Raw genomic sequence first — 13,297 nt, 5'->3', positions numbered from 1 at the left:
CCTAAGGGGTCGGGCCTGTCGTGGACACCGTCTCTGGCGGCCTCTTGTCGGCGTCCTGGCGGTACTGCCGCGGAGTCACTCCCTTCTCCGCGAGGAACTGACGATTGAAGTTCGACAGATTCGCGTAACCCACCTCGAAGCAGACCGAGGCGATCGGGAGGGACGTGGTGGTCAGCAGGCGGCCGGCGTGCGCGATGCGCAGCTTCCTGATCAGCTCGCTTAAGTTCTGCCCGGTCGCCTTCTTGAAGTACTTCGAGAACGTGGCCTCGTGCATGCCGACGAGGTCGGCGGCCTCCGCCACGCTGACTTGACCGGCATGGCCCGCGAAGGCGTATTCGAGCACGATGTCGACGATCGCTGCAGCGCGATCGTCGAGCTGAGGTCGAAAGAACTCCGTCGCTAGAAGAGTGCGATCGGCGCGCGGTGATCGGGCGAGGATCTTCAGCAGCTCGACGAGAAGCGCGACCCGCTCTAGTCCTGTGGCGGGGCCGATCCTGTTGATGATGGGTGCGGCGAGCAGCGCTGTCCGCGGTGCGAATTCGACACCGCGCGCGCTCTCGTCGAGTAGCGGCCGGATCTCTCGAGCCTCAGGCATCAGGTCGATCCACCGTGCGATCCATGCGGGGTCGATCTGGATCACGGCATCGCGGTTCGTGATCACCTCGCCCGGCTCGAGGTCGCTGACCCAGTCGTGCGGCAGGCCCGAGCCGATGAGCGAGACGTGACCGGCGGCGAAGGTGCCGACATGGTCTCCGACGATGAACCGGCCGGTCCCTCGGCGGATGAGGTGGATCTCGTACTCGGGGTGGTAGTTCCAGCGGGCGACCGGGGTCGGATAGTCGTGCTCGGTCCACCGGACGGAGTGGTTCTCATCGAGCGTGATCACCTCGCGTGCGGCGCACATGCCGGTGAGGCGCTCCGCGAGCATCGTCGCGTGATCGTCTTCTCTGACGGTAGCCACGTCAGTCACGGTACAGATTCCTATCAGTTTGGGCTAGCGGACGAGCTAGAACGGGTCGCTGCCCCGCTTCACACTCGTTCCAGGCAGCACGGCACCCGTCTCGGGGGTTCGGATGCCGGCCGATCCACCACGGCGGTGGGTCGGGAGCCGAAGAACGAAGGAGTCCTTCCATGGTCACAAGAGGCAGGCGTATCGCCTCCGCAATCGCCGGAACCACGATCCTCGCGTTCGCTCTCACCGCTTGCGGCGGTGCCGGAGGCGACACCTCCTCCGGCGGCGGAGCGGACGAGGTCAACGTCCTCATGGTCAACAACCCGCAGATGACCGATCTGCAGAAGCTCACTGCCGACAACTTCACCAAGGAGACCGGCATCAAGGTGAACTACACCGTTCTCCCCGAGAACGATGTCCGCGCGAAGATCGCGCAGGAGTTCTCCGCACAGGCTGGCCAGTACGACGTCGCGAGCATCAGCAACTACGAGGTGCCGACGTTCGCGAAGAACGGCTGGCTGACCCCGTTGGATGACACCGTCGCCGCCAGCGAGGACTTCGACCAGGCCGATGTGCTCGAGCCGATCACGAAGTCCCTCACCGCCGAGGACGGCAAGCTCTACGCCGAGCCGTTCTACGGCGAGTCGTCGTTCCTGATGTACCGCACCGACGTCTTCGAGAAGGCCGGCGTCACGATGCCGGACAACCCCACCTGGCAGGAGGTCGCCGACCTCGCCGCGCAGGTCGACGGCGTCGAGCCGGGCATGAAGGGCATCTGCCTCCGAGGTCAGCCCGGCTGGGGCCAGGTCTACGCCCCGCTCACGACCGTCGTGAACACTTTCGGCGGCACCTGGTTCGACGAGGACTGGACTGCGCAGGCCGACAGCCCCGAGTTCACCGAGGCCGTGCAGTTCTACGTCGACCTCGTGCAGCAGCACGGTGAGAGCGGCGCCTCGCAGGCCGGCTACACGGAGTGCCTCAACAACCTGCAGCAGGGCAAGGTCGCGATGTGGTACGACTCCACCGCCGCCGCCGGCTCGCTGGAGGCCGACGACTCGCCCGTGAAGGGCAAGCTCGGCTACGTCGCCGCGCCGGTCGTGGAGACCGAGAGCTCGGGCTGGCTGTACTCGTGGGCGTGGGGCATTCAGAAGGCCGCGAAGAACCAGGACGCCGCCGCGAAGTTCATCGAGTGGGCCTCGAGCAAGGAGTACGAGCAGCTCGTCGGTGAGCAGATTGGCTGGTCCAGCGTCCCCGCCGGCAAGCGCACCTCGACCTACGACAACGCCGACTACCAGGCGTCCGCTGGTGCGTTCTACGAGCAGACCCGCGACGCGATCCAGAGCGCGACTCCCGACGACCCGGGTGTCCAGCCGCGTCCCGCGCCCGGCATCCAGTTCGTCGCGATCCCCGAGTTCGCCGACATGGCCACTCAGGCGTCGCAGTCCATCAGCTCGGCGATCGCCGGGCAGACCTCGGTCGAGGACGCCGTCGCCGACGGGCAGGCCCTCGCGGAGAAGGTCGCCGCGAAGTATCAGAAGTGATCTGACCCTCGGGGGGGGGGGGGGGGGGGGGGGGGGGCCCCCCCCCCCCCCCCCCGCCCCTGGATCCGCAGCTACGCCGAGGGAGTGCCGGAGGAGCTGGAGCTCCCGACCGGCTCGCTCGTCGACATCGTCACCGAGTCCGCGCGGCTCTATCCGCACCAGGTCGCGCTCGAGTTCTTCGGCCGCTCGACCAGCTATGCCCAGCTCGCGGACGACGTGGAGAAGGCCGCGGAGGGCCTGCGCCGGCTCGGCGTCCGGTCCGGCGACCCGGTCGCTCTGATCCTGCCGAACTGCCCGCAGCACGTGGTCGCCTTCTACGCGGTCCTGCGTCTCGGCGCGGTCGTCGTCGAGCACAACCCGCTCTACACGCCGCGCGAGCTGCGGCACCAGTTCGAGGACCACGGCGCGCGGGTCGCGATCGCCTGGGACCGCGTGGTGCCGCTCGTCCAGGACCTCCCCGAGGACCTCGGCGTCGAGACGATCGTCTCCGTCGACCTGACCCGGGCGATGCCCGCGCCGATGCGCGCGGCCCTCCGGCTGCCGATCCGCAAGGCCCGCGAGTCGCGCGCCGCCCTGACCGGGAAGGTCCGCGGCGCGATCGAGTGGGACTCGCTGCTGCGCCGCCGTCTCGACCCGGCGCACTCGCGGCCGACGGCGGAGGACCTCGCGGTCATCCAGTACACCAGCGGCACGACCGGCGCCCCGAAGGGCGCGGAGCTGACGCACCTCAACCTCACGGCCAACGCCGCGCAGTCCCGCGCGTGGGTGCCGACGGTGCGCCGCGGCGACTGCGTCGTCTACGCGGTCCTGCCGATGTTCCACGCCTACGGGCTGACCCTCTGCCTCACCTTCGCGATGAGCATGGGTGCGCGGCTCGTGCTGTTCCCCAAGTTCGATCCGGACCTCGTCCTCAAGGTCGTCCGCAAGCACCCGGCGACGTTCCTGCCTGCGGTCCCGCCGATCGCCGAGCGGCTCGCTCTCCGCGCGAAGGAGAAGGGCGTCTCGCTGCAGGGCATCGAGATCGCGATCTCGGGCGCCATGCCGCTCGACCCGGACCTGGTCGAGTCGTTCGAGGCGCTCACCGGCGGCACGCTCGTCGAGGGCTACGGGCTGTCGGAGACCTCGCCCGTGCTGATGGCGAACCCGGTCAGCACCGCGCGCCGGGCCGGGACCGTCGGGCTGCCGCTGCCGGGGACGGACGTGCGGATCGTCGATCCTGAGGACCCGGAGACCGAGGTCGAGGCCGGCGGCCAGGGCGAGCTCGTCGTCCGCGGCCCGCAGGTGTTCCGCGGCTACCACCGCAAGCCCGACGAGACCGCGGCCGTGTTCACCGCCGAGGGCTGGTTCCGCACCGGCGACATCGCGACGATCGACGAGGACGGCTTCGTCACCATCGTCGATCGGATCAAGGAGCTGATCATCACCGGCGGGTTCAACGTCTCACCGTCGGAGGTCGAGGAAGTGCTGCGCCGACTGCCCGCCGTCCGCGACGTGGCCGTCGTCGGCCTGCCGGACGCCCGCAGCGGCGAGCAGGTCGCTGCCGCGGTCGTCCTCGAGCCGGGTGCCCACCTCGATCAGGAGGAGGCGCGCCGCACCGTGCGCGAGGCGCTCACGCCCTACAAGGTGCCCAAGCGGATCGTCGTCGTCGACGAGCTGCCGCGGAGCATGATCGGGAAGGTGCTGCGCCGCGAGGTGAAGGCGCTGCTGCTCGACGAGTCCTGAGGCCGGGCGGTCCTTCGCCGGCCTCAGGACTCGCGGGGGTCAGAAGTCGAAGCCTCCGCCGAAGTCGCCGCCCCCGAAGTCGCCGCCTCCGCCGATGTCGCCTCCGCCGCCGAAGTCGCCTCCGCCGTAGTCTCCCCCGCCGTAGTCGCCTCCTGCGTCGCCGGCACCGGCGTCGCCGCCGTCCGCTCCCGCGTCTCCGCCGTCTCCGCCGTCTCCGCCGTCGGCCTGGACCGACTCGCCGACCCCGTCGGGGATGAACGCGTCGGCGATGGCCGAGCCGATCACGAAGCCGGCGATGGTGCCGAGCATCGATGAGGCGAGCACGCCGCCGAAGCCCATGCCGCCGGCGCCGCCGCCGCCGGAGAAGCGCCGCTCCATGAAGCCGGGCTGGCGCAGCTCGCTGCGGGTCGCGGACTGGGCGAGCGACTGCGCGTCGTCGGCGCGCGGGGCGTCGCCCGCGGGCGCGCCCTCGCTGAGCTCGCGGAAGACCTGCTGGCGCTGCTCGGGCGTGAGCTGCTCGAACGCCTCGCGGTGCACCTGCTCGATCGCCTCGGGCGGCGCGGTGCGGAGGAGGTAGCGGTAGCGCTCGATCGCGATCTCGTCCTTGCTGCGCGCGGACTGCGCGGGCGGGGTGCCGTAGGACGGGGCGTCGGCGCGGCGCTCCGCGGCCGCAGGGGCCGGGTAGCCGGCGGCGGCGCGGCGCTCCTCGGGTCGCTCTTCGCGGCCCAGCAGTCGGTCCAGGAATCCCATGATCTCCTCCTCGGCGCGGCAGGATGCGCACGCACAGCGCAACGCTATGCCTCCCTCCGCAGGGATCGCTGAGGGTTCACTCAGAGCGAGCCCAGCGTCGGTCGTCAGCCGTCGACGGAGACAGGAGAGGTGGCGCGAAGCGCCACTCCGTCTCCCTGCTGATCGAGTAGGCCGCGGAGCGGGCGTACCGAGATCCACCAGCGTCAGAAGACGAGTCTGCACACCCGCCCTGCTGACGACGGCGGGTCTCGATACGCCCCTCCGGGGCTACTCGACCAGCAGGAGGGCGCCACCTCAGAGGAACGCCCGCCTTTCATGCTGATCGAGTAGGCCGCGCAGCGGGCGTATCGAGATCCACCAGCATCAGAAGACGAGTCTGCAGACCCGCCCTGCTGATGACGGCGGGTCTCGATACGCCCCTCCGGGGCTACTCGACCAGCATGACGGCGCGGCTCGCGGCACGCGAGACCTCCGCGGGGGTCAGGCGGACTCGCGGAGGACGAGCTGGTGACGGACGGTGCGGTGCACCGACGGGCCCCCCTTCGGGAGCTCACCGGCGATCATGGCGACGGCGAGGTCGAGGGCGTGCCGGGCGAGCTCGTCGAGGTCGACGGCGAGGGTCGTCAGCGTCGGGGCGAGCAGCCGCCCGATCGAGAGGCCGTCGATGCCGACCACCCGGACGTCACCGGGCACGTCCACGCCCGCGCGGCGGCAGGCGGAGAGCACGCCGAGCGCGCAGAGGTCGTTGAAGGCGACGATCGCATCCGCGACCCGCGGCCGCGCGACGATCCGCTCGGTCGCCTCCGCCGCGGCCTGCGCGGTCGGGACGTCCGCGCGGACGACCGAGGCCTCGAGCCCGTGCGCGGCGAAGGCGCCCAGCAGGAGCTCCGCCCGCGGGCTCGGCCGCGCGTCCCGCGACACGTCGACGACCACCGGACGCCGCACCCCCACCTCGGCCAGGTGCTCGGCCAGCGCCCCGACCGCGTCGGAATGGTCGAGCAGCACCGCGCCCCTCAGCGGGTCCCCGGTCGGATCGAGCTCGACGACCGGCACGGAGCCGAGCCGCTCGATCCACTCGGCAGCCCGATCGCCGAAGGTGCCGATCACCGCGTCCGTCTGCGCGCCGAGCGCCTGGATCATCCGGTCGGAGTCGGCGGCTAGGCCGACGTCCGCGAGCGAGACGTTCCAGCCCCGCGCCGCGGCGACCCGGACGACGGCGGAGGCGAGCTCCGGCGACCACGGGTTCCGCAGGTCGTCGACGACGAGCCCGAGCTGGTGCTCGCCACCCGTCACCAGGCCGCGGCCGAAGCGCGACGGCCGGTAGGACAGCTGCTCCGCCGCCTCGAGGACCCGCTGCTTCGTCTCCTCGCTGATGCCCGGCATGCCGTTCATCGCCCGGGTGACGGTCTGGCGGGAGACCCCGGCGGCCGCGGCGACGTCGTGAATCGTCGCGCGACCGCCGGCCTCGGCACCGCTCAGGCGCGGAGGTCGAGCCACGCCGTCTGCTCCGGAGTCAGCTCGATCGACAGGCCGCGCATCGACGAGCGCAGCTCGGTGATCGTGCGCGGTCCGAAGAGCGGGAAGGTCGGGAACGGCTGCGCGAGCACGTAGGCCAGGGCGATCGCCGTCGCTCCGACGCCGTGCTCGGCCGCCAGCTGCTCGGCCCGGCGGAGCCGCTCGAAGTTGTCCGGCCCGTAGTAGCAGCGCACCAGCTCGGCGTCGCTGGTGTCATCCGGTCGGGCGCGGCCGGTGAAGAAGCCGCGGGCCTGCGAGGACCACGGCAGCAGCGGGATCTGCCGCTCGACCAGCCACTCCTTCGAGGCCCGGTCGGTGACGTGCACGCAGCCGTCCCACGGCACGTCGTACGCCTCGGCCAGGCCGAAGTGGTTGCTCAGCGCCTGGAAGCCGGCCCGGCCGTTGGCCCGGGCGTACTCCTGCGCCTCGTCGAAGCGTGCGGGCGTCCAGTTCGAGACGCCGTAGGCGCGGATCCGCCCGGCGCGCTGGTGCTCGTCCATCACGTCGACGAACTCGCCCACCGGCACCTCGAGGTTGTCGCGGTGCATCAGGTAGATGTCGGCGTAGTCGGTGCCCTGGCGCTCGAGGCTCTCGAGCAGCTGGCGGGTGAGCGACTCCGGATCGCAGTACGGGGTGTGCGCGCCCTTGGTGATCACGACGACGTCCTCGCGGATGCCGCGGTTCCGGATCCACTGCCCGAGACGGCCCTCGAGCACGCCGCCGCCGTAGATGTAGCCGGTGTCGAAGGCGGTGCCGCCCTGCTCGACGAAGGCGTCGAAGATCGCCGAGGCGTGCGCCAGGTCGGGCTGGTTGTCGACGCCCATCACGAGCCGCGACATCCGCTTGCCGACGCCGGGGATCTCACCGGAGAGCATCGGGGCGTCCGCCGCGATGCGGAGCGGCCGACCGGAGACGGTGGGGATGTCCGCGGTCTCGACCTCGAACGGGAAGCGCAGGCCGACCGCGGAGCGCCAGCGGTCGAGCGTGCGTGCGGTCGCGAGCGTCTCGTCGAGGGTCATCTGCGGCACCTCGACAGCGCCGGCGGCCAGGGCGTCGGTCGTCGCGTCCGCCTCGAGCGCGTAGGGGCTCTCCCCCTCGAAGGCCACGAGGCGGGGCTCCTCGCCCACGACGCTGATCTCGATGCCCGTCTCCGCGGCGCCGAACCACGGGTCGGCCACGTGCAGACGGCCGCGAGTGCCGTGGACGGTCAGGGCGTTCACGTCGTCCAGCGCCACTCCGGTGCGGAGGGTCGCGGTGATGCCGCCGCGGTAGGTCGCGCGGGCGACGCTCCACTCGTCGACGCCGGTCGGGCCGAGCATGCCCTGCGCGTCGAACTCGACGGGCTCGGCGACGGCGACGCCGGTCGCGGCCTGGACCACGGCCGCCGCGGCGGTGACGGTGTAGCCGCCGACGTCGAGGATGCCGCCGCCGGCCGTCGCGACGTCGTACAGCCGGCCCTCGCGGGCGCCGGTGCGGAAGGAGAAGGAGGCGTCGATGTGCACGACGTCGCCGATCACGCCGTCGCGGACGAGGTCGAGCAGCGCGGCGGTCTGCGGGTGGAAGCGGTACATGTACGCCTCCACCAGCGGCAGCCCGGCGCTGCGGGCGGCGTCGACCAGGGCCATCGCGGTGCCGTGATTGACGGCGAGCGGCTTCTCGCAGAGCACGGCCTTGCCGGCCTCGAGCGCCTGGAGGACGAGCGCCGCGTGGCCGGTGTGCACCGTGGAGATGTAGACGGCGCTGACCTGCGGATCGGCGAGGACCGCGGCGTAGTCGCCGGCGGTCGCGTCCGGGAAGCCGTGCTCGACGGCCTCGGCGGCGAAGGCGGCGGCGCGCCCCTGATCGGAGCTGCCCGCCGCGACGAGCCGGGCCCCGCGGCTGCTCGCCGGGAGCTGGGAGAGGAACCGGCGCGCGATGCTGCCGGGGCCGAGCACCGCCCAGCCCGGTGCGGTGGCGGTGGTCGTGGTGGAGTCGGTCATGCGTAGCCCTTTCGCGGCGTCGTCGACGTGAACGTTCACGCATCACGGTAGAGCGGCACGAGGGGTCGGGTCAAGCGTGGCGCGGTACGTCGCCGTGAACGTTCACCACGTGAAGAGAGACGCTCCCCCGCCACCGCTCCCGAGGGAGGCGGAGGGGCGGAGGAGCGCCGGGATCACTTCTGCTTCGGGACGACCACCCACATCACGAGGTACGCGATGATCTGCGGCCCGGGGAGCAGGCAGGAGAGCACGAAGAGCAGCCGGACCAGGAAGGGGCTCCAGCCGAAGCGGTTAGCGAGGCCGGCGCAGACGCCGGCGATGATCTTGCCCCGACGGGGGCGCACGAGAGTAGCCATGCCTCCACTCTGACGCAGGGCCGCTGAGTGGAGCATCAGGGGAACCCCCCGAACCGGCCTAGGGTGCGCCGTCCGGCCGCTCGGAGGCGATCCGCCGCGAGAAGCCCGCGGCGACGGTCGCATCCTCCTCCGGCCAGACCAGGCGGAAGCGCTCGAAGACGACGGTGCCGATGCCGCCCGGTGACTCGCGCTCGAAGTAGCGCCGGTGCCCGGCGAGCCAGGACTCCCGCGAGCGGTCGTTCTCGCCCTCGTCCCAGGCGAAGGCGTCGTCCACGCTGTCGAGGGGACCGAGACGGATCTCGACGGTCCGCAGCACGACGCGGGCGACACCGGCGCCGTCGCAGACGATCCAGTGGTCGCCGACGCGGAGCACGGGCTCGTCGCCGACGAGCGAGGCCGTCGCGGTCTTGACGCCGCGCCGCACCAGGGCGAGCAGCTCGTCGGCGAGCTCGACCGAGTCGCCGAAGGACTCGACGAGGGGCAGTTCCTCGGGCGCAGTCGGCTCGTGCGCCCGGTAGGCGGCCCAGAGTACTTCCGCCGCCGCGGGGTCCGGCTCGGGCAGCGGCGTGCGCGCCGGAGTCTCGGGGAGCAGCGGGAGCAGGTTGGCCCCGGCCAGGGCGGCCGGCTCCTCGGGGTGGTTGTCGGGGGTCTCGACGCGCTCGAACGGCCAGCGCAGCAGCAGCCAGCGTCGCGCGTAGGCGTCGAGCTCCTCCTCGAGGCGGGACCCGACGAGGCTCGGCACCACCCACCAGGACGCTTCGCCGTGGTCGTCGCCGACGGGCCGGACGCTCAGGGCACCGAGGACCTCGGTCCAGTCCGCGCCGACGAGGAGGTAGGCGAAGAGGCGCCGCTCGCGCGCGGCGGTCTCGAGCCGCCGGAGCGCGCGCAGGTCGTCACCCGGGGAGGCGGAGGGCAGGCCGCTCGGGTCGCCCTTGGGCAGCAGCGCGGCGAGCCAGCCGCGGCGCTGCCCGATCACCGGGTGCAGCAGATCCGCGTCGCTCGTCACGAGCGGGCGGAGGAACGCCCCGCCCGGCAGATCGAGCCGAGCGGGGACGGACGCGTCGCCGGGCAGGGTGCTCACGCCGCCGTCCGTTCCCCGCGCATCGACTCAGCCGGCCGCGCGCTCGAGGACGAGCTCGCGGACGCGGGCGGCGTCGGCCTGGCCCTTCATCGCCTTCATCACCGCGCCGATGACCGCGCCGGCGGCCTGGACCTTGCCGTCCCGGATCTTCACGAGCACGTCGGGCTGCGAGGCCAGGGCGGCGTCGATCGCCTCGATGAGGGCGCCGTCGTCCGAGACGACCGCGAGCCCGCGGGCGTCGACGACCTCCTGCGGGGTGCCCTCGCCGGCGATGACGCCCTGGAGCACCTCGCGGGCGAGCCGGTCGGTGAGGGTGCCGGCGTCGATCAGCGTCGCGAGCTCGGCGACCTGCTCGGGAGCGACCAGCTCGGCCGGGTCCTGCCCCGCCGCATTGGCGAGCCGGGCGATCTCGCCGGTCCACCACTTGCGGGCGGCCTGCGGCGAGGCGCCGGCGGCGACGGTCTCGCTGATCTCGACCAGGAGACCGCTGTTCGCGACGTCCTGGAACTCGAGGTCGGTGAAGCCCCAGTCGGCCTTCAGCCGGCGGCGGCGGGCGGCGGGCTTCTCGGGCAGCGCGGCGCGCAGCTCCTCGATCAGCTCGGGGCTCGGCACCACGGGCAGCAGGTCGGGCTCCGGGAAGTAGCGGTAGTCGTCGGCGTCGCTCTTCGGGCGCCCGGCCGAGGTGCGGCCGGTGTCCTCGTGCCAGTGCCGCGTCTCCTGGGTGATCGTGCCGCCGGCGGCGAGGATCGCGCCCTGGCGCTGGATCTCGTAGCGCACGGCGCGCTCGACCGAGCGGAGCGAGTTGACGTTCTTGGTCTCGGTGCGGGTGCCGAGCTTCTCCTGGCCGATCGGCTTGAGCGAGACGTTCGCGTCGCAGCGGAGGTTGCCGCGCTCCATCTTCGCGTCGGAGATGCCGAGCGCGAGGACGATGTCGCGGATGGTGGCGACGTAGGCCTTCGCGTACTCCGGAGCGCTCTTGCCCGCGCCGTGGATCGGCTTCGTGACGATCTCGACCAGCGGGACGCCGGCGCGGTTGTAGTCGACCAGCGAGTACTCCGCGCCCTGGATGCGGCCGGTGGAGCCGCCGACGTGGGTCAGCTTGCCCGCGTCCTCCTCCATGTGCGCGCGCTCGATCGGGATGTGCACGACGCTGCCGTCGGCGAGCTCGACCTCGACCGAGCCCTCGAACGCGATCGGCTCGTCGAACTGCGAGATCTGGTAGTTCTTCGCCATGTCCGGGTAGAAGTAGTTCTTCCGGGCGAAGCGGCTGGACGGCGCGATCGAGCAGCCGAGCGCGAGGCCGAGGCTGATCGAGTAGCGGACGGCCTGCTCGTTGACGACCGGCAGCGAGCCGGGCAGGCCCAGGCACACGGGCGTCGTGTTCGTGTTCGGCTCGGAGCCGGCGATGTTCGGGGCGTCCGAGAACATCTTCGTCTTCGTGTTGAGCTCGATGTGCACCTCGAAGCCGAGGACCGGCTCGAAGCGCTCGAAGACCTCGTCGTAGTCCATCAGCTCGGGGGCGGACGCGTGCGCGGAGGCCATCAGACGGCACCTTCCTGGGGGGCGGAGAGCTGGGCGGCGGCGAGATCGGGCGCCTGCGAGAGCAGCGGGTGGCCCCACTGCTCCTCCAGGAGCGCCTCGAGCGCGCCGCCGACGGTGTAGAGCCGGACGTCCTGGCGGGCGGGGGCCAGGAACTGGACGCCGACCGGGAGGCCGTCCTCGTCGGCGAGACCGGCGGGGACCGAGATGCCGGGGATGCCGGCCAGGTTCGCCGGGATGGTGGCGATGTCGCCCCGGTACATCGCCAGCGGGTCGTCGAGCTTCTCGCCGAGCCGGTAGGCGGTGGTCGGCGCGGTCGGCGAGGCGATCACGTCGACCGAGGCGAAGGCGGCGTCGAAGTCGCGCTGGACCAGGGTCCGCACCTTCTGCGCGCTGCCGTAGTAGGCGTCGTAGTAGCCGGCCGAGAGCGCGTAGGTGCCGAGGATGATCCGGCGCTTCACCTCGGGGCCGAAGCCCTGCTCGCGGGTCGCGGCCATGACCTGCTCGACGGTGCCGCCGCCCTGCGGGGTGACCCGCAGGCCGAAGCGGACGGAGTCGAACTTCGCGAGGTTGCTCGACGCCTCCGCGGGGAGGATCAGGTAGTACGCCGCGACGGCGTGCTCGATGCTCGGCGCGCTGACCTCGACGATCTCGGCGCCGGCCTTCTCGAGCACCGCGAGGGCTTCGTGGAAGCGCGCGAGGACACCGGGCTGGAAGCCCTCTCCCCCGTCGAGCTCTTTGAGTACGCCGATCCGCAGGCCCTTCACGTCGGCGCGGCGGACCGCATCGGCGAAGGAGGGCCACTCGTCGCGGAGCGAGGTCGAGTCGCGCGGGTCGTGCCCGGCGATGACGTCGTGCAGCAGCGCCGAGTCCAGGACCGTGCGCGAGACCGGGCCGATCTGGTCGAGGCTCGAGGCCAGGGCGACGGCGCCGTAGCGGGAGACCCCGCCGTAGGTCGGCTTGACTCCGACGGTGCCGGTGACGTGCGCGGGCTGGCGGATCGAGCCGCCGGTGTCCGAGCCGAGGGCCAGCGGCGCCTCGTAGCTCGCGACGGCCGCGGCCGAGCCGCCGCCGGAGCCGCCGGGGATGCGGTCGAGGTCCCACGGGTTGTGGGTGGGGCCGTAGGCGGAGCGCTCGGTGGTCGAGCCCATCGCGAACTCGTCCATGTTGGTCTTGCCGATCGGCACGAGGCCGGCCGCGCGGACCTTCTGCATGACGGTCGCGTCGTACGGCGGGCGCCAGCCCTCGAGGATGCGCGAGCCCGCGGTGGTCGGCATGTCGTTCGTGACGATGACGTCCTTGACCGCGAGCGGGACGCCGGCGAGCGGGTGCAGCGACTCGCCCTCGGCGCGGCGGCGGTCGATCGCGTCGGCCGTCGCGGTCGCGGCGTCGCCCGCGACGTGCAGGAAGGCGTGCACTGCGCCGTCGACGGCGGCGATGCGGTCGAGGTGCGCCTGCGTCGCCTCGCGCGAGGAGACGGAGCCGTCGGCGAGGTGCGAGGCGAGGGCGGAGGCGCTGAGGCGGACGAGCTCGTCGCCGTGGGCGCTCACTGCTCCTCCCCCAGGATCGCGGAGACCTGGAAGCGGCTGCCGTCGTGCTCGGGAGCACCGGAGAGCGCCTGCTCGAGGGTCAGCGTCTCGCCCACGACGTCGGGGCGGAACACGTTCTCGAGCGGGATGGGGTGGCTGGTGGCCGGGACGTCGGGGGTGGCGACGGCCTGGATCGCCGTCACCGAGTCGACGATCTGACCGAGCTCCCGGGTGAGGTTCTCGATCTCCTCGGTGGTGAGGTCGATCCTGGCCAGCGAGGCCAGATGGGCGACCGTGTCGGCCGTGATCTCGGACATGCGTCTCCGTCGGGTG

General features: G+C 72.1%; 11 protein-coding genes. 2 read left to right on the top strand and 9 right to left on the bottom strand.

What is annotated here, in order from left to right; genetic code table 11:
• Position 1: 1 nt before the first annotated feature.
• Positions 2–928 carry an AraC family transcriptional regulator gene (locus MT350_RS06095; protein WP_243600190.1) on the bottom strand — a complete coding sequence of 309 codons (927 nt, stop codon included), beginning with the start codon at positions 926–928 and terminating at the stop codon, positions 2–4.
• 203 nt (positions 929–1,131) lie between these two features.
• On the opposite strand from MT350_RS06095, the gene MT350_RS06090 reads away from it, so the two are divergent.
• A complete protein-coding gene (locus tag MT350_RS06090; RefSeq protein WP_243600189.1) occupies positions 1,132–2,493 on the top strand; it encodes a sugar ABC transporter substrate-binding protein in 1,362 nt (453 codons plus the stop codon).
• An 84-nt stretch (positions 2,494–2,577) separates the two neighbouring features.
• Positions 2,578–4,215, top strand: coding sequence for a long-chain-fatty-acid--CoA ligase (locus MT350_RS06085; RefSeq protein WP_374206630.1), 1,638 nt, complete (start codon positions 2,578–2,580; stop codon positions 4,213–4,215).
• A 39-nt stretch (positions 4,216–4,254) separates the two neighbouring features.
• On the opposite strand, the gene MT350_RS06080 is transcribed toward MT350_RS06085, so the two are convergent.
• The 8 genes from MT350_RS06080 to gatC form a co-directional block, all read right to left on the bottom strand.
• A complete protein-coding gene (locus MT350_RS06080; protein WP_243599139.1) occupies positions 4,255–4,965 on the bottom strand; it encodes a hypothetical protein in 711 nt (236 codons plus the stop codon).
• A 480-nt stretch (positions 4,966–5,445) separates the two neighbouring features.
• Positions 5,446–6,462 (bottom strand): LacI family DNA-binding transcriptional regulator, encoded by a 1,017-nt coding sequence (locus tag MT350_RS06075; RefSeq protein ID WP_243599138.1) that lies wholly within the window; start codon positions 6,460–6,462, stop codon positions 5,446–5,448.
• Positions 6,441–8,459 carry an aldo/keto reductase gene (locus MT350_RS06070; protein WP_243615534.1) on the bottom strand — a complete coding sequence of 673 codons (2,019 nt, stop codon included), beginning with the start codon at positions 8,457–8,459 and terminating at the stop codon, positions 6,441–6,443. Before MT350_RS06070 ends, MT350_RS06075 begins: the two co-directional genes overlap by 22 nt.
• Before the next feature lie 173 nt (positions 8,460–8,632).
• Positions 8,633–8,815, bottom strand: coding sequence for a PspC domain-containing protein (locus tag MT350_RS06065; protein ID WP_123445760.1), 183 nt, complete (start codon positions 8,813–8,815; stop codon positions 8,633–8,635).
• Between the two features lie 58 nt (positions 8,816–8,873).
• Entirely contained in the window at positions 8,874–9,896 is a 1,023-nt protein-coding gene (locus MT350_RS06060; protein ID WP_243599136.1) for an ASCH domain-containing protein, read from the bottom strand.
• Positions 9,897–9,923: 27 nt separating this feature from the next.
• Positions 9,924–11,438 carry an Asp-tRNA(Asn)/Glu-tRNA(Gln) amidotransferase subunit GatB gene (gene gatB, locus MT350_RS06055; protein ID WP_243599135.1) on the bottom strand — a complete coding sequence of 505 codons (1,515 nt, stop codon included), beginning with the start codon at positions 11,436–11,438 and terminating at the stop codon, positions 9,924–9,926.
• Positions 11,438–12,985 (bottom strand): Asp-tRNA(Asn)/Glu-tRNA(Gln) amidotransferase subunit GatA, encoded by a 1,548-nt coding sequence (gene gatA / locus MT350_RS06050; RefSeq protein WP_243615533.1) that lies wholly within the window; start codon positions 12,983–12,985, stop codon positions 11,438–11,440. Before gatA ends, gatB begins: the two co-directional genes overlap by 1 nt.
• Positions 12,982–13,281 (bottom strand): Asp-tRNA(Asn)/Glu-tRNA(Gln) amidotransferase subunit GatC, encoded by a 300-nt coding sequence (gene gatC / locus MT350_RS06045; protein WP_123445757.1) that lies wholly within the window; start codon positions 13,279–13,281, stop codon positions 12,982–12,984. Before gatC ends, gatA begins: the two co-directional genes overlap by 4 nt.
• Positions 13,282–13,297 lie beyond the last annotated feature (16 nt).

Origin of the sequence: Rathayibacter sp. VKM Ac-2928 (genome assembly GCF_022815545.1) — a bacterium.
Taxonomy (GTDB): domain Bacteria; phylum Actinomycetota; class Actinomycetes; order Actinomycetales; family Microbacteriaceae; genus Rathayibacter; species Rathayibacter festucae.
Note: the sequence above shows the minus strand (reverse complement) of the source record. Positions and strands in the feature narration are given on the sequence as shown.